Source organism: Oribacterium sp. C9 (assembly GCF_002007235.1).
GTDB lineage: Bacteria > Bacillota > Clostridia > Lachnospirales > Lachnospiraceae > Oribacterium.
Window position 1 is genome coordinate 90,208 of record NZ_MUHW01000010.1, and the last position, 19,210, is coordinate 109,417.

Consider the following 19,210-nt stretch of genomic DNA (forward strand, 5'->3'; position numbering starts at 1 on the left):
CTATACCGATAAAGAATCTGCATATCTCTCCTTAAGCTGTCATACAAAATAAAGAATAACTTCCTTCGATCCTTACGGAAACTACGGATCATTCTTCATTCTCTTTCTCATCTTCCACGAATTCAAGATTTCCCTGCATCCATATCTTACCCTTGAATCTTCTTCCCACTGCAGGAACACCTTCTAGGTCAGATTCATTGATGGCAACATGGAAAATACAATCGTTACAGTTGATCTTCATATCCACCACATTTTCATGCGTATAGACATTTTCCTTCACCCTGAGGGATACTATTTCACCAAGAATGGAATAGATATCACATTCAACCCCTGTGGGCATAAAGCTCGTCTCTACTATAGAGTACAGATCCTCAGTCAAAAGCCGATGCTGAGCTTCATTGAACATATTGATGTCTGTCTCTGTAAGTATATTGATAGCCTCCTGGTCACCCTGACGTGCTGCTTCCACCAGACTTTTACGTTCATTACTCCTGCTCTTACGTGTCTCTACATCTTCCTTCTTTTCTATAGGAAGAAGTATCTTACCCTCGCTTGCAAGACCTGTGAGAAATGCCTGACGGGCTTTCACATGCATCTGCATCTTTACAAGCTCACGAAGCTGAACTGAATTTGTCAGATAAAAAATAAGTGTTATACCGGATCTGAAATCCTCCAGAACTCCCGCATAGGTCTCTTTCTCCAGATGTCTCTCCACGGATCCTGCTTCTGTCAGTGTTCCGTCATAAGACTGCATATATGGGAAATAATAGTTCCTGTGGAATACTCCGTCGCCGGTTCTCTCACCAACCACAGCGATTCCCATGGATGGAGCTACAGGAAGCTGATACTGTTCTATAACCGAACCATCGGTGCCGTTTATGACCAATGTTTTATTCTTTTCATTTACAGCACGTTCTATAAGCGGCTCCAGCTGCATATCTGTTTGAATTTTAGAAAAACCGATTGTTCTCAGAAATTTATGCATGAATACCTCTTTACTGTCTATGCAAACCTCTGTATTAAATCAACGAAAGTCAGGTGGAAAGACCACCTGACTCCCGTATCTTACTATAACCACTTATTAAATGCAATCACTTATACAAGTCCCTGGCTGAGCATAGCATCGGCAACCTTCTCGAAACCTGCGATATTGGCACCTACTACGAAATCACCCTCATGACCGTACTTCTTTGCTGCTGCAGCAACATTTTTATAGATGTTTGTCATGATATCCTTGAGCTTACCGTCAACCTCTTCAAAGGTCCAGCTGAGTCTCTCTGAGTTCTGAGACATCTCAAGTGCGGAAACCGCAACACCACCGGCATTTGAAGCCTTGGCAGGCATGTAAAGAATCTTTGCTGCAAGGTAAGCATCGATAGCATCTGAATCAGATGGCATATTTGCACCCTCTGCTACAGCCCAGCATCCGTTCGCAAGAAGAGTCTTTGCTGCCTCTCCGTTGATCTCATTCTGTGTTGCACAAGGAAGAGCGATATCACACTTAACACCCCATGGCTTCTCACCCTCATGGTACTCTGAACCAGGTACGCGCTTAGCATACTCGCTGATTCTTGCTCTCTCCACCTGCTTGATCTGTACGAGTACATCAAAGTCGATTCCGTTTGGATCGTAGATGTATCCGTTTGAATCAGAACATGTAACTACCTTTGCACCAAGCTGTGTAGCCTTCTGGATAGCATACTGAGCAACATTTCCTGAACCTGATACAACAATGGTTGTACCCTGAAGAGTCTTTCCTACAGCCTTTACCATCTCATCTGTTATGTAAACAAGACCGTATCCTGTAGCTTCAGGTCTCGCAAGAGAGCCGCCGAAAGAAAGGCCCTTACCTGTAAGAACACCCTCGTAAAGACCTGTAAGTCTCTTATACTGTCCGTAAAGATATCCCACCTCACGTCCGCCTACACCGATATCACCGGCAGGAACATCTGTATCTTTTCCGATATACTTGAAAAGCTCTGTCATGAAGCTCTGGCAGAAACGCATAACCTCTGCATCTGACTTGCCATGAGGATCAAAATCAGAACCACCCTTACCTCCGCCGATAGGAAGACCTGTAAGGGAATTCTTCAGGATCTGCTCCATACCGAGGAACTTAAGAATTGACTGTGTAACTGAAGGATGGAAACGAAGACCGCCCTTGTATGGTCCGATTGCTGAATTGAACTGTACTCTGTATCCGAGATTTACATGGTTAACTCCCTTGTCATCAGTCCAAGGTACTCTGAAAGAAACGATTCTCTCAGGCTCTACAAATCTCTCAAGAAGAGCATTCTTTCTGTAAAGATCTTCGTTCTTCTCTACGATAGGATCAAGAGAGTTGAGAATTCTCTCAGCAGCCTCAAGGAACTCCGGCTCATTTGGATGTTTAGCCTTTAAATTTTCAAATACTTCTGCAACATAAGACATAAGATTTTCCTCCTTCAGGAAACGTTTATTAATAAAAAAATCCGGATGCCAGGACAGACTACGCCCTCTTTCCTGAAAGGCGCCCCCATTGGCTCCGAATCTCTGTGATTAACACAGCCACTATATCACGTCATAACTTTTGAGTAAATATAAAATAATAGATATGCCTAAATTGTATATCACTGCGTATTATTCGGGTGATCTCACGCATTTACCATTAAAAATAAGAAGATGTGAAAGTTCTATGATCCTTTCACATCTTCCTTTATATGAACTTGCTGCCACAAGGTTCACGTCTTTTAACCGGATCCGGGAACACAACCTGCATTCCCGGATCCTTTTTACTCTATACTATCTCTAAGGTTAAATATCCAAATCAGGTCCATCATCCTGTAGTCTTATTCTGTATACTCTTTAACACAGTCCATTATCTCAATCGGAGTCTTTTCATTCTTCTCATACTTCTTTCCGTAGAATGCAAGCTTATACATTTCCTTGAGATCTGAAATCAGCGGATAACGAGGGTTCGCACCTGTACACTGATCATCAAAAGCATTAACGCTCATCTCATCCAGAGTCTTGAGGAAATCCTCTTCCGTAACATTATAATCCTGTATTCTTTCCTTTACTCCGACTGTCTTCTTAAGCTCAGTTATCTTGTCACAGAGCTTGTCTACGGCCTTCTTGTCGTCTGCCTCGTTAATGCCTACAAATCGTGCACATTCTGCATATCTTTTAAGCGTATGAGGATACTCATACTGTGGGAATGTACCCATCTTTTCCGGATGCTCTGAAGAGTTGTATCTTATTACCTCATTAAGAAGAAGCGCATTGGCAAGTCCGTGCGGAATATGATGATATGCTCCGAGCTTATGTGCCATGGAGTGACAGATTCCGAGGAAAGCATTGGCAAAGGCCATACCTGCCATGCATGAAGCATTGGCCATCTCATCACGTGCTTTGATATTTGTAGGCTCGTTATAGGCTGTCGGAAGATAATCAAATACTCTCTTCATAGCCTGAAGAGCAAGACCGTCTGTATACGGTGTTGCCATCATACTTGCATATGCCTCAAGCGAATGTACCAGTACGTCGATACCCGATGCTGCTGTGAGTCCTCTAGGCTGTGTCATCATATTATCCGTATCCACGATTGCGATGTTTGGAAGTAGCTCATAATCAGTGATAGGATACTTTGTGCCTGTCTCCTGATCTGTGATAACCGCAAAAGGTGTCACCTCGGAACCAGTTCCTGATGATGTAGGAATAGCTACAAAAAGCGCCTTTGTGCCCATCTTGGGGAACTGATAAACCTTCTTTCTGATATCTATATAACGCATAGCCATATCCTGGAACTTAACCTCAGGATGCTCATAAAGAACCCACATGATCTTTCCTGCGTCCATTGCAGATCCGCCGCCGAAGGCGATGATGGTATCCGGATTGTAACGGGACATCTGCTCAGCACCCTCTACAGCATTGGCAAGAGTCGGATCCGGCTGTACATGTGAGAATACCCTGTAATCTATTCCAAGCTCATGAAGCTTATCTGTAATAGGCTTGATATAACCTGCTGAATCAAGGAAGGAGTCTGTTACGATAAATACCTTCTTCTTGTCATATACCTCCTTTAGCTCATTCAGAGCAACAGGCATACATCCCTTCTTGAAATAAACCTTCTCAGGTGTTCTGAACCAAAGCATGTTCTCTCTCCTCTCTGCAACTGTCTTGTAATTCAAAAGATGCTTGATACCTACGTTCTCTGAAACAGAGTTTCCGCCGTAAGAACCGCATCCCAGTGTGAGTGAAGGAGTAACCTTAAAGTTGTAGAGGTCACCTATACCGCCGTGGGAAGAAGGCATGTTATGAAGTATTCTGCAGGCATGCATGGCAACTGCGTGCTTATGTATCTTTTCAGTCTCACGAGGGTCGATAAAAAGAGAAGCTGTGTGTCCCGGACCTCCATCCATAAGGAGGATCTCCGCATTCCTGATGGCTGCATCGAAATCCTTTGCCTTGTACATTCCGAGAACCGGAGACAGCTTTTCATGTGCAAAAGGCTCTGCCTTTGTGTTGTCGGAAACCTCTCCGATGATGACCTTCTTGTCATGAGGAATCTTAACACCTGCAAGCTCAGCTATCTTCCATGCGGGCTGACCTACGATCTTTGCATTTAGGGAGCCGTTGATAATGATGGTCTTTCCTACTTTCTCACGCTCCTCTTTGTTGAGGAAATATGCGCCTCTCAGCTCGAATTCCTTCTTGACCTTATCGTAAATGTCGGCAACAACAGTCACTGACTGCTCTGAAGCGCAGATCATACCATTATCAAATGTCTTGGAGTGGAGAATAGATGAAACAGCACTCTCTATGTCAGCTGAAGAATCTATGATACATGGATTGTTTCCTGCACCTACTCCAAGCGCCGGTGTTCCTGATGAATAAGCTGCATTTACCATTCCGGGACCACCTGTAGCAAGTATACAGTCTGCTGAACGCATGATCTCGGATGTCATCTCAAGTGAAGGCTCATCTATCCATCCGATGATGTTCTCCGGAGCTCCTGCTGCTACCGCCGCATCAAGTACGATCTTTGCAGCGAGGCTTGTGCACTTCTTCGCTCTCGGGTGCGGGCTTATGATGATTCCGTTTCTAGTCTTCAGACAGAGCAAAGTCTTAAAAATAGCAGTGGATGTCGGATTTGTTGTAGGAATAACTGCAGCGATGAGTCCAAGCGGCTCTGCCACGGTCTTTGTTCCGAAAGCTGGATCCGAATCTATGACTCCACAGGTCTTTTCGTTCTTATATTTATTGTAGATATATTCTGCCGCATAGTTGTTCTTGATGACCTTATCCTCTACTACACCCATCCCGGTCTCTTCAACAGCCATCTGTGCAAGCTGTATGCGCATCTGATTAGCTGCTGTGGCTGCTGCGTTAAAAATCTTATCTACCTGCTCCTGGCTGTAGGAAGCATACTTCTCCTGAGCCTCACGAACCACCTGTATCTTGGCTTCCAGAGTTTCCATATCCTTTACGATTACCGGATTCTTTAATTTACTCATGTGATTTCCTCTTTTCTGTGGCAACAAAAAATGAAATAATCGGGCTTGTTTGACTTCGTTATTTTTTTATCAATTCCGATATCGCTAGTATATGCCTTTGATAATTTATTGTCAATATATTATTGACATTTTTTTGTCAATCTACTGCATAAAAAAAGAGACTGATGAACTGATCATCAATCTCTTGTAATACTCTTAATCAACCGACTCTAAGCTTGAACTTCTGAATCGCACGATCAGAATCAACCATAGCGATATCTGCGCCCAAAGTCTGAAGCTTCTTGTCAAAATGTTCATATCCTCTCTGGATATAGCCTATTTCATTTACAATAGTAATTCCTTCAGCACAAAGGCCGGCTATAACAAGCGCAGCTCCGGCTCTAAGATCCAGTGCATTGACACTTGCACCTGTAAAGCCCTTGACTCCGTCTATGACAGAGACATTACCCTCAACCTTGATATTGGAGCCCATTCTCGCAAGCTCATCGACATATTTGAATCTGTTTTCAAATATGGACTCGATCACAACAGATGTACCCTCTGCAAGAGCCAGAGTCACTGCCATCTGCGGCTGCATGTCTGTCGGAAATCCCGGGTAAGGAAGCGTCTTTACATCTGTCGGATGCTGAACATCAGCACCTATAACACGTATAGCCTCATCATACTCGTAAATCGTATTACCCATCTCCAGAAGCTTTGCAGAAATAGACTCAAGATGCTTCGGGATAACATTCTTGATAAGAACATCTCCTCTTGTTGCCGCTGCTGCACACATGAAGGTTCCTGCTTCTATCTGATCAGGAATTACCGCATATGTTGTTCCATGCAGCTTCTTTACGCCTTTGATTCGAATAGTATCTGTACCTGCACCCTTTATGTTAGCGCCCATAGAATTCAGGAAATTCGCTACATCTACTATATGCGGCTCCTTTGCCACATTCTCTACTATGGTTCTGCCCTCTGCGAGAACAGAAGCAAGCATAATGTTTATGGTCGCTCCTACAGAAACCACATCCAGATAGATGTGTGCAGCCTTGAGTCCATCCGGTGCTTCAGCCTGAACACATCCGTTTTTGATCTCAACATTTGTTCCAAGGGCCCTGAATCCCTTAATATGCTGATCTATCGGTCTTGATCCGATAGCGCATCCCCCCGGAAGAGGGACTATCGCTTTATGATATTTTCCAAGCAATGCACCAATAAAATAGTATGATGCTCTTATCTTTCGGATATACTCATCATCGATTGAAACGTCCTGCACATCAGCAGCATTAATTACGGCAGTGTGGCGGTCAATACGTTTTACAGTAGCTCCAACTTCCTTGAGCGCTTCCAGCATAACGTTAATATCACGTACATCCGGCAGATTTTCTATTGTAACATTGTCATCTGTTAAAAGTGCTCCGGCAATAATGCCTAATGCGGCATTTTTTGCCCCGCCGATAACGACTTCGCCCTTCAGCGGTTTTCCACCTTTCATGATAAACTGTTCCATATATCTCCTTGAGTCAGTGCACAAATCTGCAAAAGAGCGCACTAAACCTTTTTACATAATCTTAGAGATTATAATTGAAGGATGCCATTTTTGCAACTGCCTTATGACAAATCCTCATGCTGATGTATTGTGACACAGTAAGTTCATCAAGTCTATTAAATTTTAATGAACAATTATTTCATGAAAATATACTGAGTATTTCATCAGAAACCTTCTCCGTTATAGCCTGAACATTGTTCACAAAAATAACATCCTGTATTTTGTTATCCAAGATGAACTGGGTAAGATTATCTTTGTAATAACGATAATCCACAACATATACATCTTCATAATGATCCACAAGAAACGGTACAAAAGCATTGCCATAGGATTCTTTTATAACTACGCAGCTTGATCCATCCTTTATCTCAGGATTCTTAATGGTGGTAAAAGCATTATCGCCCTTTAAAAAGCAGTTGTACTTTCTTCCTGCATTTGACTCCGTAACATCATTTATAACATTCGCATTGTATGTCAGTCCATTTTCATCAACAGCAACTATTTCATTTGTTCCCATAGGGATCCAGGCTTCAACATGGTCAGGATTCGATTTAAGCGACTCATTACGATTTGTTGCAAAATAAAAAGTCCCGTAAAATCCACTGTAATCAACATACTTAAAATCACCGAGCTCATGAGGAGTTATGCCCTTTTCCTTGCAGAATTCTCTGTAAGCGTAATAGGCTCCGAGTCCTGTCCAGTGATGGTCTGTATTAAAGAAAACATACTCATCCCTGTGAGCATATAGGGTATCAAATACAGATAGCCTGTGAATATTCGGATCCATCATACTGAAAATGTAATTGAACACATCCTGCATATTTCCTGATCCCAGCTCCTCCTGCAAAGAAGGATCCAGCTCCACTCCAAAACTATTTGGAACAAGTATGTCATATACATTACTATCCGGAAGCATGGACTTTACCGTGTTCAGTACTGAAGCATACTTCACGGAACCACCCTGATTATAATAGAAGATCTCGTATGCCTTATTATTGCTGACATAAATATTTCCTGCCTGCTCTCCCGTGACATCCACTTTCTCTTTTGGTTCGGTATCCACCTTGAGTGTTCCGTCAGCATTTGTTTCCACCAGCGACTGATATATATCCTCGGTCTCCTTCTGTTCCTGCTCCCTGGGCTTCAACTCCACAATAGGTGCCAGGGTTTCAGAGTTTTCAGGTACAGTATCCTCTACGATATCAGATTTGTTACCATAATATGATTCACCTCCGGCACCGTAAAAGGATTCCAGCTTCGATTCCATATTCAGTAACTCTTCCTTAAATGGAAATGTGTCTGAAAACCACTTATCCAATTCCGTGAAATAGCTTCCATTCATAGCCCCGATCATACTGAACTCAGGTTTCTTTGCAAGTGTTCGTTTCTCCGACTCTGAATAAACAGGTCTGGTCGCAAACGTACCTACCAGAAAAATGCCAGCAAAAAGAGCAAGGGAGGTTCCTGTCATAAACAAAGCACCATAACTTTTTATAGTCTTTTCTTCATGCTCAACTGACTCAGTCCCGTTTTTGCATTCAGTTTCCCTGTTTTCACTTGAAAAGACTTCAACCGGAATATTTTCTGCATTATTTTCCGTAGATTCTTCAACTATGGTTTCATTTTCCTGAAACTCTATAGAATCATTAGCTATGTCTCCTTCTGCATCAGCCCCTATAGTATCCGAAACTATGCTTTCTTCAGATTCAGTCTCCGTAATTCCCTCACCATTACCCTCTATTGCACCGGAAGTATCCCCTACATTCAGAGAGCTTGCCAGCTTTCTGATTATTTCAAAGTCTTCTGATGCACCTATTCTATTTTCCTTCTTTTCATTTTCTTCAATCATTTTTATAAATATCGACCCAAAGAATCAGAACTGGTTATATAAAAACGGTGTATAGCTGGCTCCTACCATGGACAAAATAGAAATATAAAGGAATATGAGCATCAGTACCATACGGACTCCGTAATATACTATTTCCAGTTTTGTTCTTTCACTTTTTCTCTTTTTTAGCCTGTTCTCAAGACGATTGATCATACGCTGGTGATTTTCCGTATCCTGCTGCCTTACCTCATTAAGGATATCACTGTTGCTCTGGGCATACTTCTCCACCAGCACCTGATCCTTGGTGACCTCCTGCTCATATAACGAGCTCTCATTAGCCAGATTTGTTATTTCGCGCGCTTCCCTTATGAAGCTGTGATTGAGTCTTTCACTCAACAGGTTTCCCAGATTCTTCCATGCAGGTGTACATACCGTCACGGCCAAAATCAGAAAATAAATATTTCCACGAAAGGTCAGTATTTCTGAGGTACTGTAAAGAGCTCTTTCACTTCTAAAAAGCATAGCTCTCAATACTTCTGATAGCTTTGCAAAGTCAGAGATCCTAAACAAAACCCAGCCAAAAAACACTACCGCTAATGTGTAAATATGCAATAAAGTCTCCGAAAGGGCACCATTTATACGATCCAGCTTGAGCTTTTCACCGTATTTCTTTATGAGATTTTCCAACACTATAAAGATATAGAAGTAGATTCCCCACAGGATAAAATTCAGGCTCGCACCATGCCAAATGCCCGTCAGTATCCATACAACCAGAAGATTAAGCAGTATCCTCGAAAATCTAACTCGGCTTCCACCTAACGGAATATAAACATAATCTCTAAAAAAACTGCTGAGTGATATATGCCATCTTCTCCAGAAATCTCTTACGGAAACAGCAACATATGGATAATTAAAGTTTTCCGGATACTTAAAGCCTATCATCTGACCAAGCCCCAGCGCCATGTCAGAATAAGCGGAAAAATCCAGATAGATCTGCAACATATAACATAAAGAACCTGCATATGCCCCAAATACAGAGTATTCTCCGCTTCCTGCAAGCGGCAGAAACGCATCGGCAAGCTTTCCGCAATGATCAGCCATCAGTGTCTTTTTTGCAAGACCGATACTGAATCTCCAGATACCGTCTGATACTCCATCATAAGAAACACTTCTTTCAGTGAACTGCGAGACCATCTCATCGTACCTGACTATAGGTCCCTGTGTCACCTGATGAAATATGACAGTATAAAGCATGACATCAAAAAAGCTTCCTGCTTTTACCCGTCCCCTGTAAACATCTGCTACATAGCTTATAAGCTTAAATGTATAAAACGATAAACCAAGAGGCATACCCAGTCTTATGATGCCTTCTTTAATTTCATCCTGAGCAGATACATCAAATTCATTTAAAAGAAAATTACTGTACTTAAATCCCATAAGGACAGCACTTAGTACCAAAACACCTAAAAAAAGCCATATCCTTGCTATTTTATGATTCTTTTCATAGGCATCCTGAGCTGTAGGATTCATAAATTCCTCATCTCCGGCCTGATGATCCGGAGACTCGCATTCCGCTCTGTCAACAGCAGCCTGAATCATCCTTCCGATTATCCATGCAAATGCTGCCATAACAAGTATAAGGATCAGACAGTTTATCCCGCTAAAAGCATAGAAAACCAGCGATCCTATAAGCAGCCATGCATTTTTGGCCCTCATCCCCTGTAATATGTAATAAACCACCAGAAACACAGGAAAGAAGACCGTCACAAAAAACAGACTTGTAAAACTCATATTCTGTGAACCTATTCAATAAAACCAACTCACAATCACTAAAGATTGCGGTCAACCAAGCACATACCTCAATATAATGGCTTCATTATACCACAGCATGTTAGCTATTGCCATTTTACCTTTTTTCATGTATACTTCACTTGCTTCGGAGTTGTCTGGGCCCCACGCAATGGGTCCCTCGAATCGTGTCAGGACGGGAACGTAGCAGCACTAAGAGGATCCTCCCATGTGACGTGGATACACCTATTCAACTCCGGGGTATTTTTATTTAAATTTAAAAGCGACTATTACACGTTCCATGCGATGTAACAGTCGCTTTTTCTGTATCGTAGATAAAAGATCTTCTCAAATATATGTCACGGGATCCTGTAAACTCTTTTGGCATTCTCAGTAGTGATGCGTATTACATCCTCAGTCTTCATACCCTTAATCTCGGCTATCTTTTCTGCAACATATATTAGATTTCTAGGATCATTCCGTGTTCCTCTGAGAGGAACAGGCGCCATATATGGACAGTCCGTTTCCAGAACAATATTTTCCAATGGAAGAGCTTCTGCTACCTCTTTGATCTTCTTTGAATTCTTGAAAGTAACTACTCCGCCGATCCCTACGCACATCCCAAGTTTCGCATAAAGCTTTGCCATCTCAAGGGAATAGCCGAAGCAATGTATGATTCCTCCGTTTTTATATCCTCCCTCAGAAACGATCATATCGTATGTTTCCCTGGCAGCATCACGGGAATGTACATTTATAGGCATCTCAAGCTCAGCAGCGAGCTTCAGCATACGCCTGAAGGTATCCTTCTGAATCTCAGGATCCGGATCAGCTCCTGAAAGAGCATCCGGGTCCGGCTCCTTTCCCGCCTTTTGAGCAGTTGCTATGATACCGTCTCTGGTGTAGTGGTAATCCAGTCCTATCTCACCTATAGCAACGATCCTGCGCCCCGCAGTGAAATCTCCGTTTGCACATCCTGCCCTGTCTTTTTCCACCATCTCACGTATTTCGTCAATGTCTTCATCCTTTAAAACATCACTGTGATCCGGATGGAACCCGACCGCCGCATAAACATTGGCATACTTCTCTGCAAGCTCCAGTGCCATACGGCTCGAAGACATATCATATCCTATCTCTGTAAAAGCTGTTACTCCTGAAGCTTCCAGCCCCTTTATAAGAGTGTCCCTGTCTTCTGAAAAGCTTTCATCATTGAGATGGGCATGCGTATCAAAAATTCGTGTTACATCTATCATACGGTAATCATTGCTCCAATATAAATCATCATATAAAACACCGAAAGATGAAGCGGATAATAGATATAATACAACCACTTAGGATTGAAGCTTCCTCTCTCTCCGTCATAGAACCAGATAGGTATGAAGCATAGTACCGGAAGGAAATATGAAGACAAAGTTCCCAATGCCGTCACCAGTACACCGCTTCCAATCTGTAATATCTTTTCTTTATGGAAGTTGTACATGAGCGCGATGCTCAGCACACCATACAGTCCGAACTGAAAATGGCCAAAATAGGCTATCACTGCAGTGACTATGACTGTCAGCCATTTCAAAACCATATTCTTTCTCCACTTATACATGAAATGCATCGCCAAAAGAGAAATAGCCAATGTGAACATCGGATTCTGCAATTCCCAGTTGTAAGTCTCATTGTACATGCAGAGATCAAATGGAACCTCGGAAATGATCGCAAAAATAAAAACTCTAAGGAAATATCTCCAGAAATTGGAGGTGTTTATAAAACCTTCCACCAAAAGAAAAGCAAAGAACGGAAAACTGAAATGACGGAATGTTATGAGAATATCGAATAGCTTAAGCCATCTGGCACCTTCTTCGGTGGCTATTGCCATCTGATAATACTCATCTACATATCCATAGAGCTTACCATTCTGGATAATGACGACCGCAAAATAATATGCGGTCATCATTAAAGCAGCCATAAACTTCAGTGTCCCACCGGAAATACCGATATTCTTTTTTTTACTGTTGAGTACACTATGATAAGTTGCCATAATCCAACTATCTTTTATCAGCAGATGATAGAACCTGATGGCATCTTGCTCATAGGTGTCATAAGAGCGATATTTCCATCATTATCTTCTGCAGCTATGATCATTCCCTGTGATTCCTCTCCTGCTATTGCACGAGGTGCAAGGTTCGCTACGATCATCACACGCTTTCCTACAAGGTCTTCAGGATTATAAGCCTTCTTGATACCGCTCAGAATGGTACGTGTCTCTGATCCCACCTGTACCTTGAACTTAAGAAGCTTCTTTGACTTCTTTACCTCTTCTGCATGAAGGATCTTTCCCACACGGAACTCGATCTTATCAAAATCATCATAAGTAATCTCTGGCTTCTTTTCAAAATCAGCGATCCTTGTATCAGGGAGACAGTCACCGTTCTCATCTATATCTTCTGGCATTCCGTCACCTTCTGATGTATCGGATGTTTCTGAGGAAGTATCCTCTCCACCGTTCTCCTTTGCCTGTGAAGCTTCAAAAGCAGCGATCTGAGCAGCCTCGATCTTCTCTACCTCCTGCATAACATCCTCTTCCTTTTTACGCTCGAAAAGTGTTGCAGGCTCTGCTGTAACCTTTGTTCCTGACTTGAAAAGTCCCCACTTATCCATATCTGAAAGCTCACGCTTCTCAGCATTGATCTCCTTAAGGATAGACCCGGCTGTCTCAGGCATAAAGCTTTCAAGCATAGATGCACCGATATTGAGAGCCTCTGTGAGATTATACATAACTGTCTTAAGTCGATCAGCCTTCTCTGGATCCTTTGAAAGAACCCATGGCTCTGTCTCATCGATATACTTATTGGATCTGCGGAAAATATCAAATACAGCTGTAAGGGCATCGGCTACTCTGAGCTGATCCATCTTCTCTGTTGCTGTCTTTACGGCATTGAGGATAACATTCTTGAGATCCTCATCAACAGGCTCGACCACACCCTTGTTCTCTACCACTCCGTCAAAATACTTGTTTGACATGGAGATCGTACGCTTTACGAGATTTCCGAGAATATTGGCAAGCATTGAATTGTAACGCTCTACCATAAGCTCCCATGAAATAACACCGTCATTTTCGAAAGGCATCTCATGGATAACGAAGAAACGTACTGCATCTACACCGAAAAGTCTTGCAAGATCATCGGCATAGATCACATTTCCTCTGGACTTTGACATCTTTATCCCTTCCTGTGACTTACCTGCTGCGGTAAGAAGCCAAGGATGACCGAATACCTGCTTAGGAAGCGGAAGATCAAGGCTCATAAGGAAGATAGGCCAGTAAAGTGTATGGAAACGAATGATATCCTTTCCTATAAGATGAAGGTCACATGGCCAGTAATTTGCGAACATGGCATCATTGTTACCATCTACATCATATCCGAGACCTGTAATATAGTTTGTAAGGGCATCAAGCCATACGTAAACCACATGCTTAGGATCAAAATCTACAGGAATTCCCCACTTAAAGGATGTTCTGGATACACAGAGATCCTGAAGACCCGGCTTAAGGAAATTGTTTACCATCTCATTCTTACGTGAAACAGGCTGAATGAACTCCGGATGCTCTTCTATGTGCTTCATAAGACGGTCAGCATACTTGCTCATCTTGAAGAAATATGCTTCTTCACGTGCCTTCTCCACATCTCTTCCACAGTCAGGACACTTTCCATCCACGAGCTGAGAATCAGTCCAGAATGACTCACAAGGTGTACAATACCATCCTTCGTACTCAGACTTATAGATGTCACCCTTGTCATACATCTTCTTGAACATCTTCTGAACCTGCTTCTCATGATACTCATCAGTTGTACGGATGAACTTATCATAGGAAGTATTCATAAGATCCCAGATTGTCTTTATCTCACCTGCTGTATTGTCAACATACTGCTTTGGTGTAATTCCTGCAGCCTCAGCCTTTAACTCGATCTTCTGACCATGCTCATCTGTTCCTGTCTGGAATCTTACATCATAGCCCTGAAATCTTTTATAACGAGCAATTGCATCTGCAAGTACGATCTCATATGTATTTCCGATATGTGGCTTTCCTGATGCATAAGCAATGGCTGTAGTAATATAGTACGGTTTCTTTTCCATAATTCACTCTTTCCGGCAGCCCTAATGGAAGGCGGCCTGATCATATTATTTAATGTGTCATGCACATCAATGCCTTAACTTTATAAATATAAATTATGAATCCTTAAAAAGCAAGTTTGGCCATCCGGAGGTGCGGGTATGGTCCATGTTCTTTGCAATCTCACCCACTTAGTGGATTCGATTTCGCGCTGTCGCGCTATTATTAAAATAGATCGCTCGTAGAAACGTGAAAAGAGGCACCCCTTATTGGGATGCCTCTGCGAGCTTTATCTTTATTTACTGAATTGTAACATCACAGCCTGAAAGTTCAAAGTTAAGTGTGAATGTATCAGCCACAGCCTGCTTTGCAGTCTCCTCATCAAGACCCTCACCTGCTGAAAAATCACTGAGTACAAGTGTACCCTTCTTGATGGCAATTGTAGATGCCTCTGCACCAGGTCCAGCTTCCTGAGTCTCACCGGTCTCCTCTGTCTCAAAGCTTACAAGCTTTGTTGAGGCACCTACTGTTCCGAGCTCAATAAGCTTATCAAGCAGTGACTGCTCTGTAAGCTCGTCTACAGAATCCATGACCTGTGACATCTTCTGATTAACTATAGCGTAAACAACAACTGTATCATAAATCGGTGCATTAGGATCCGGCTGCTTTGAAAGAGGAAGACCGTTTTCAGGATTTGTTTCCTCCATTGTAGTCTCCTGAACAACACTTCCATCCGGTGCCGTCTCTGTCTTAGCTGACTCTCTATCATTCTTTGACTTACTACCACAACCAACAACAGCAAGCACTGTAGCTGCAAGCATAATCATAGCAATAAACTTTTTCATAAATTAATCTCCTCAAACAAACCGATTAATATTTATATCTTTTTTACAATATAAAATGAAAGACCCTTTCGAGCCTCTCAAAAAATACAGACTGTAATATATCAAAGCTTTATTGCAATTTCAAGTACAGTGCGTAAATCTTAATCTTTACGCAAAAAAATCCTAGTTTATGTGCTATGCTTAAAAGGTATTTATGCTTGTTACTCTATTCTTTAGAGATTCTTATATTATAGGAGAAAAAACTATGGCAGGAACACTATATGTGTGCGCAACACCCATCGGAAATCTGGAAGACATCACCTTCAGAGTCATAAACTGTCTTAAATCGGTAGATATCATAGCCGCTGAAGATACCAGAAATTCTATAAAGCTTTTAAATCATTTCGACATCCACACTCCCATGACTGCATATCATGAGTTTAACAAATACGACAAGGCAAAAGCCCTTGTAAATGATATGCTAAACGGTAAAAATGTTGCCATAATCACAGATGCCGGAACACCATGCATATCCGATCCGGGCGAGGAACTTGTTCATCAGGCTGCTGAAGCCGGCATCACCATCACTTCACTTCCTGGTCCCGCTGCTGCGATCACAGCATTGACCATATCCGCCCTTCCCACCAGAAGATTCGCGTTTGAGGCATTTCTCCCTACAGAAAAAGCAGATAAAAAAGAGAGAGCAAGGATACTGGAAGAGCTTCGCACCGAGACACGTACCATGATCCTCTATGAAGCTCCGCACAAATTAAAGGCCACTCTTAAGGATCTTTCAAAGACTCTTGGGGATGACCGCCGCATCTCCTTATGCCGTGAACTGACAAAAAAACATGAGGAAGCCATCAGGATCACCATCGGCGAAGCCGTAGCAAAATACGAAACTGAAGATCCCAGAGGAGAATATGTACTTGTCATCGAAGGGCGTGATCCCTCTGACATAGCAGCTGAATCGGAGGCAAACTGGAACGAGATGCCGCTGGAGGAACATATGGAGCATTATCTCAAACAGGGTCTATCTGAAAAGGATGCCATGAAGGCTGTGGCAAAGGATCGCGGAGTGTCAAAACGTGATATATATACCCAGTTAAAAACCTGATAAATACTTAAAATTAAAAATCCCATGAAGCTAAGTTGTTAACTTCATGGGAGCTTTTGTATCATCCTCTTTATATTTTCGATAACATAACTAGCCAGAAGGGACAGTAAAAATACAGTAGGAACACGTATCAGTATATGAAGTATTTCTTTCCAAATGGTATCATACCCATTCGTCATATCAATGATACCGAAGCTCCAATCCTGTCCCTTTCTGAAAAAGATAAAATAGTAGATTCCATAGTGAAGAAGATATATCCAGAAGGTGTATCTTCCTGCTCTCGCGATGAAATTCACCGGTTTATTTTTTTCATAATCAAAGCTCAGAATAAATATCACAAATGCCGTACTCTGCACGGTTGCAAAGGCACAGTTCCAGTATAAATAAAAATCCTGTGAACTGTTCAGGATAAATACCTGTCTTTGTAAGAAAAATCTCGATGCAAATGCGATAACCAGCACAGCCGCTGATATGATCCTTACCTGCTTTCTTTTTTGTACTGCCTCAGGTCTGTCCAAATATCTCTTTAGATCCTTTATCTCAGCCCCTGTCAAAAGAAGCATAGCCGGTGCGGTGTAAAGCATAAAAGGTGAGATCTGTACCGGTGAAAAACTGATAAGTCCGGTCATATTGAGATCCATCAGGATCTGGTTAATAAAGATAAATCCTATGATGAACCATCTGTATTTCCTGAACCTGTCTTTTTCGTTAATGTCTATTCCTCTGACATTCTCTGAATATAAAGGCTTCAATAACGGATATGCAAGCACCAGCTGGAGATAGGTAAATATATACCATAAATGGGCCGCCATACTCTCCCGTATATTTCCTCCCCAGGAAAAAAGATCTGTCAGAAATCCACATACATCAAAGTTCAGGTGTGTAAAACAGTATATTATGTTCTCTTCATCTCTCACAAAAGGAGAAAACTGATAACTTAACAGCATGACCGCGATACCCGGAAAAACTATGCTTGACAGGGCCCTCTTCAAGGTTTCAACAAATCCCTTTCTGAAAAAAAAGAAGCCGCTGAGAATAAAAAACAAGGTCACACCATCTGCGAAAAGTAATCTGATAAAAAGCTTCGTACTGTCTCCTGTTCCCATGACATCAACATGGGTACCTACAACAAGTAAACAGGCGACCACTCTTATGAGATCCAGTCCCGCGTCTCTCCCCTTTTTTTTAGCTTTTTTTATTTCTTCTGCCATATCCCTCCGTGAGAAACATTATATAAAATGTTCAAGAACAAAAACCGTAAGACTGCATATGATGGCTGTAGGAAAAAGTCCTCCACCGAACCACGCAACGACTATTCCTATAACAAGTGCCGCAAGCCCCGCCAAAGGTTCTGCAGTGGCATGCATGATAGCCGGAAATGTCATAACGGCAAGTGTAACATAGGGAACGTAATATAAAAAGGATCTTACAGTTACATTCTTTATTTCTTTTCGAATAAGTGTCAGAGGAAGCACACGTATCAAAAATGATACACCGAACATAACCAGAATATATATATAGTTGTTATGCATTTTTTGCCTCCTTTATCTCATTTTTCAAATAGGAAGTACTGTCTTCTCTCATTTCTCCACTATTTTCTGTATTCAGAGCCTTCTCAATCTCTTTAACTTCTGTATCCTCACTGTCCCTAACAGGAAACAGTACTGCTGCTGCACCTGATATGATCACGGTAAGTATGATTATTCTGGTTCCGTCACTTAAACCTGAAATAAACGGAAGCTTTGAACATATAAGACTGGCAGCCATGGATAAAAATACCAGCACACGTACGATGATATCATCTCTGGCAGGTGGAATGATTATAGCAAGGAACATACCGTAAAGCAGTACCCCCAAAGCACTTACTATATCAGGAGGAACTATATTTCCAACTATAACTCCCGATCCTGTCCCCAGTGCCCAAAAGCTAAGAGAACAAATGGCTAGTCCATAATTATAAAAAGGATTGAGCTTTCCGGGAACAGTAACAGAGGCTCCGAATATCTCATCCGTTATCCAGAAACCAACTAATAATCTGTGGGAAAGTTTAGTATCCTCCGGAAGCTTTTGAGAAAGCGCCGCAGACATAAGAAGATACCTCGCGTTGACGATGGCCGTAATAACCGCCATGGTCACATATCCGGCCTTTGATGCTATAACTGTAAAACCGGCGTATTCACCGGCAGAAGCATTGCAAAGAAGACTCGCAAGAGTGGCCTGAAATACCGTAAGTCCGGCATTTCCTGCAGTAAAACCGAGTGCAAAGGATACAGCAAAATATCCTGCCGCTATCGGTACTCCATTTTTCAGTCCCTTTAAAAACCAACGCTTATTTTCAGTTTTCATATTCTTCAGACGCCTTTGCCCTTTCTTTTTTTATATCTAGCCACACTAGTATATCTTTAAATTATATAATTGTTAATATTATTTATATAGTGAAAAATTATGTCTGAAATTCTGTGATACTCTTTTGTCCTTTACGATCATACCATCACCATCATAAAAAAACATGGTGCCGGATGATA

General features: G+C 42.0%; 13 protein-coding genes, 1 other RNA gene and 1 pseudogene. 2 read left to right on the top strand and 13 right to left on the bottom strand.

The window, feature by feature from the left end; all coding sequences use genetic code 11:
- Positions 1 to 88: 88 nt before the first annotated feature.
- The 6 genes and pseudogenes from BXO88_RS07895 to BXO88_RS07920 all read right to left on the bottom strand — a co-directional run bounded on the left by BXO88_RS07895 (position 89) and on the right by BXO88_RS07920 (position 10,648).
- On the bottom strand, positions 89 to 985 hold the full coding sequence (locus tag BXO88_RS07895) for a DUF3881 family protein (protein ID WP_078037195.1): 897 nt from the start codon (positions 983 to 985) through the stop codon (positions 89 to 91).
- A 110-nt stretch (positions 986 to 1,095) separates the two neighbouring features.
- The gene (gene gdhA, locus BXO88_RS07900) at positions 1,096 to 2,430 is read right to left on the bottom strand and encodes an NADP-specific glutamate dehydrogenase (RefSeq protein WP_078037196.1); all 1,335 of its coding nucleotides are present in this window, start codon (positions 2,428 to 2,430) and stop codon (positions 1,096 to 1,098) included.
- Between the two features lie 464 nt (positions 2,431 to 2,894).
- Positions 2,895 to 5,495 (bottom strand): annotated as a pseudogene (gene adhE, locus BXO88_RS07905) (bifunctional acetaldehyde-CoA/alcohol dehydrogenase); the annotation flags it as partial.
- Positions 5,496 to 5,694: 199 nt separating this feature from the next.
- On the bottom strand, positions 5,695 to 6,990 hold the full coding sequence (locus BXO88_RS07910; protein WP_078037199.1) for a UDP-N-acetylglucosamine 1-carboxyvinyltransferase: 1,296 nt from the start codon (positions 6,988 to 6,990) through the stop codon (positions 5,695 to 5,697).
- Positions 6,991 to 7,168: 178 nt separating this feature from the next.
- Positions 7,169 to 8,878: a DHHW family protein gene (locus BXO88_RS07915; protein WP_078037200.1), complete on the bottom strand. Its 1,710-nt coding sequence runs from the start codon at positions 8,876 to 8,878 to the stop codon at positions 7,169 to 7,171.
- Positions 8,879 to 8,902: 24 nt separating this feature from the next.
- Positions 8,903 to 10,648, bottom strand: a complete 1,746-nt coding sequence (locus BXO88_RS07920; RefSeq protein ID WP_078037201.1) for an MBOAT family O-acyltransferase — start codon at positions 10,646 to 10,648, stop codon at positions 8,903 to 8,905.
- A 153-nt stretch (positions 10,649 to 10,801) separates the two neighbouring features.
- On the opposite strand from BXO88_RS07920, the gene ffs reads away from it, so the two are divergent.
- An RNA gene (gene ffs, locus BXO88_RS07925) (signal recognition particle sRNA small type) lies at positions 10,802 to 10,900 on the top strand.
- Between the two features lie 104 nt (positions 10,901 to 11,004).
- Here ffs and BXO88_RS07930 read toward each other — a convergent pair.
- The 4 genes from BXO88_RS07930 to BXO88_RS07945 form a co-directional block, all read right to left on the bottom strand.
- Positions 11,005 to 11,895 (bottom strand): TatD family hydrolase, encoded by an 891-nt coding sequence (locus BXO88_RS07930; protein ID WP_078037202.1) that lies wholly within the window; start codon positions 11,893 to 11,895, stop codon positions 11,005 to 11,007.
- Complete coding sequence (locus BXO88_RS07935) at positions 11,892 to 12,671, bottom strand: TraX family protein (protein WP_078037203.1); 780 nt, start codon at positions 12,669 to 12,671, stop codon at positions 11,892 to 11,894. Before BXO88_RS07935 ends, BXO88_RS07930 begins: the two co-directional genes overlap by 4 nt.
- 17 nt (positions 12,672 to 12,688) lie before the next feature.
- A complete protein-coding gene (gene metG, locus BXO88_RS07940; protein WP_078037204.1) occupies positions 12,689 to 14,767 on the bottom strand; it encodes a methionine--tRNA ligase in 2,079 nt (692 codons plus the stop codon).
- Between the two features lie 276 nt (positions 14,768 to 15,043).
- The gene (locus BXO88_RS07945) at positions 15,044 to 15,589 is read right to left on the bottom strand and encodes a hypothetical protein (protein WP_078037205.1); all 546 of its coding nucleotides are present in this window, start codon (positions 15,587 to 15,589) and stop codon (positions 15,044 to 15,046) included.
- A gap of 244 nt (positions 15,590 to 15,833) precedes the next feature.
- Here BXO88_RS07945 and rsmI point away from each other — a divergent pair, with 244 nt between their 5' ends.
- Positions 15,834 to 16,685 carry a 16S rRNA (cytidine(1402)-2'-O)-methyltransferase gene (gene rsmI, locus BXO88_RS07950; RefSeq protein ID WP_078037206.1) on the top strand — a complete coding sequence of 284 codons (852 nt, stop codon included), beginning with the start codon at positions 15,834 to 15,836 and terminating at the stop codon, positions 16,683 to 16,685.
- A gap of 44 nt (positions 16,686 to 16,729) precedes the next feature.
- Here rsmI and BXO88_RS07955 read toward each other — a convergent pair whose 3' ends face one another.
- The 3 genes from BXO88_RS07955 to BXO88_RS07965 are packed head-to-tail and all read right to left on the bottom strand — an operon-like array spanning position 16,730 to position 19,031.
- The gene (locus BXO88_RS07955) at positions 16,730 to 17,896 is read right to left on the bottom strand and encodes an acyltransferase family protein (protein ID WP_078037207.1); all 1,167 of its coding nucleotides are present in this window, start codon (positions 17,894 to 17,896) and stop codon (positions 16,730 to 16,732) included.
- An 18-nt stretch (positions 17,897 to 17,914) separates the two neighbouring features.
- Positions 17,915 to 18,217 carry an AzlD domain-containing protein gene (locus tag BXO88_RS07960; RefSeq protein WP_078037208.1) on the bottom strand — a complete coding sequence of 101 codons (303 nt, stop codon included), beginning with the start codon at positions 18,215 to 18,217 and terminating at the stop codon, positions 17,915 to 17,917.
- Positions 18,210 to 19,031 (bottom strand): AzlC family ABC transporter permease, encoded by an 822-nt coding sequence (locus BXO88_RS07965; RefSeq protein ID WP_078037209.1) that lies wholly within the window; start codon positions 19,029 to 19,031, stop codon positions 18,210 to 18,212. The genes BXO88_RS07960 and BXO88_RS07965 overlap by 8 nt, the downstream gene beginning before the upstream one ends.
- Between the last annotated feature and the right edge of the window lie 179 nt (positions 19,032 to 19,210).

Coding starts and splice junctions, on each gene's coding strand:
- BXO88_RS07895 (WP_078037195.1), bottom strand. CDS start 985: ATGCATAAATTTCTGAGAACAATCGGTTTTTCTAAAATTCAAACAGAT.
- gdhA (WP_078037196.1), bottom strand. CDS start 2,430: ATGTCTTATGTTGCAGAAGTATTTGAAAATTTAAAGGCTAAACATCCA.
- BXO88_RS07910 (WP_078037199.1), bottom strand. CDS start 6,990: ATGGAACAGTTTATCATGAAAGGTGGAAAACCGCTGAAGGGCGAAGTC.
- BXO88_RS07915 (WP_078037200.1), bottom strand. CDS start 8,878: ATGATTGAAGAAAATGAAAAGAAGGAAAATAGAATAGGTGCATCAGAA.
- BXO88_RS07920 (WP_078037201.1), bottom strand. CDS start 10,648: ATGAGTTTTACAAGTCTGTTTTTTGTGACGGTCTTCTTTCCTGTGTTT.
- BXO88_RS07930 (WP_078037202.1), bottom strand. CDS start 11,895: ATGATAGATGTAACACGAATTTTTGATACGCATGCCCATCTCAATGAT.
- BXO88_RS07935 (WP_078037203.1), bottom strand. CDS start 12,671: ATGGCAACTTATCATAGTGTACTCAACAGTAAAAAAAAGAATATCGGT.
- metG (WP_078037204.1), bottom strand. CDS start 14,767: ATGGAAAAGAAACCGTACTATATTACTACAGCCATTGCTTATGCATCA.
- BXO88_RS07945 (WP_078037205.1), bottom strand. CDS start 15,589: ATGAAAAAGTTTATTGCTATGATTATGCTTGCAGCTACAGTGCTTGCT.
- rsmI (WP_078037206.1), top strand. CDS start 15,834: ATGGCAGGAACACTATATGTGTGCGCAACACCCATCGGAAATCTGGAA.
- BXO88_RS07955 (WP_078037207.1), bottom strand. CDS start 17,896: ATGGCAGAAGAAATAAAAAAAGCTAAAAAAAAGGGGAGAGACGCGGGA.
- BXO88_RS07960 (WP_078037208.1), bottom strand. CDS start 18,217: ATGCATAACAACTATATATATATTCTGGTTATGTTCGGTGTATCATTT.
- BXO88_RS07965 (WP_078037209.1), bottom strand. CDS start 19,031: ATGAAAACTGAAAATAAGCGTTGGTTTTTAAAGGGACTGAAAAATGGA.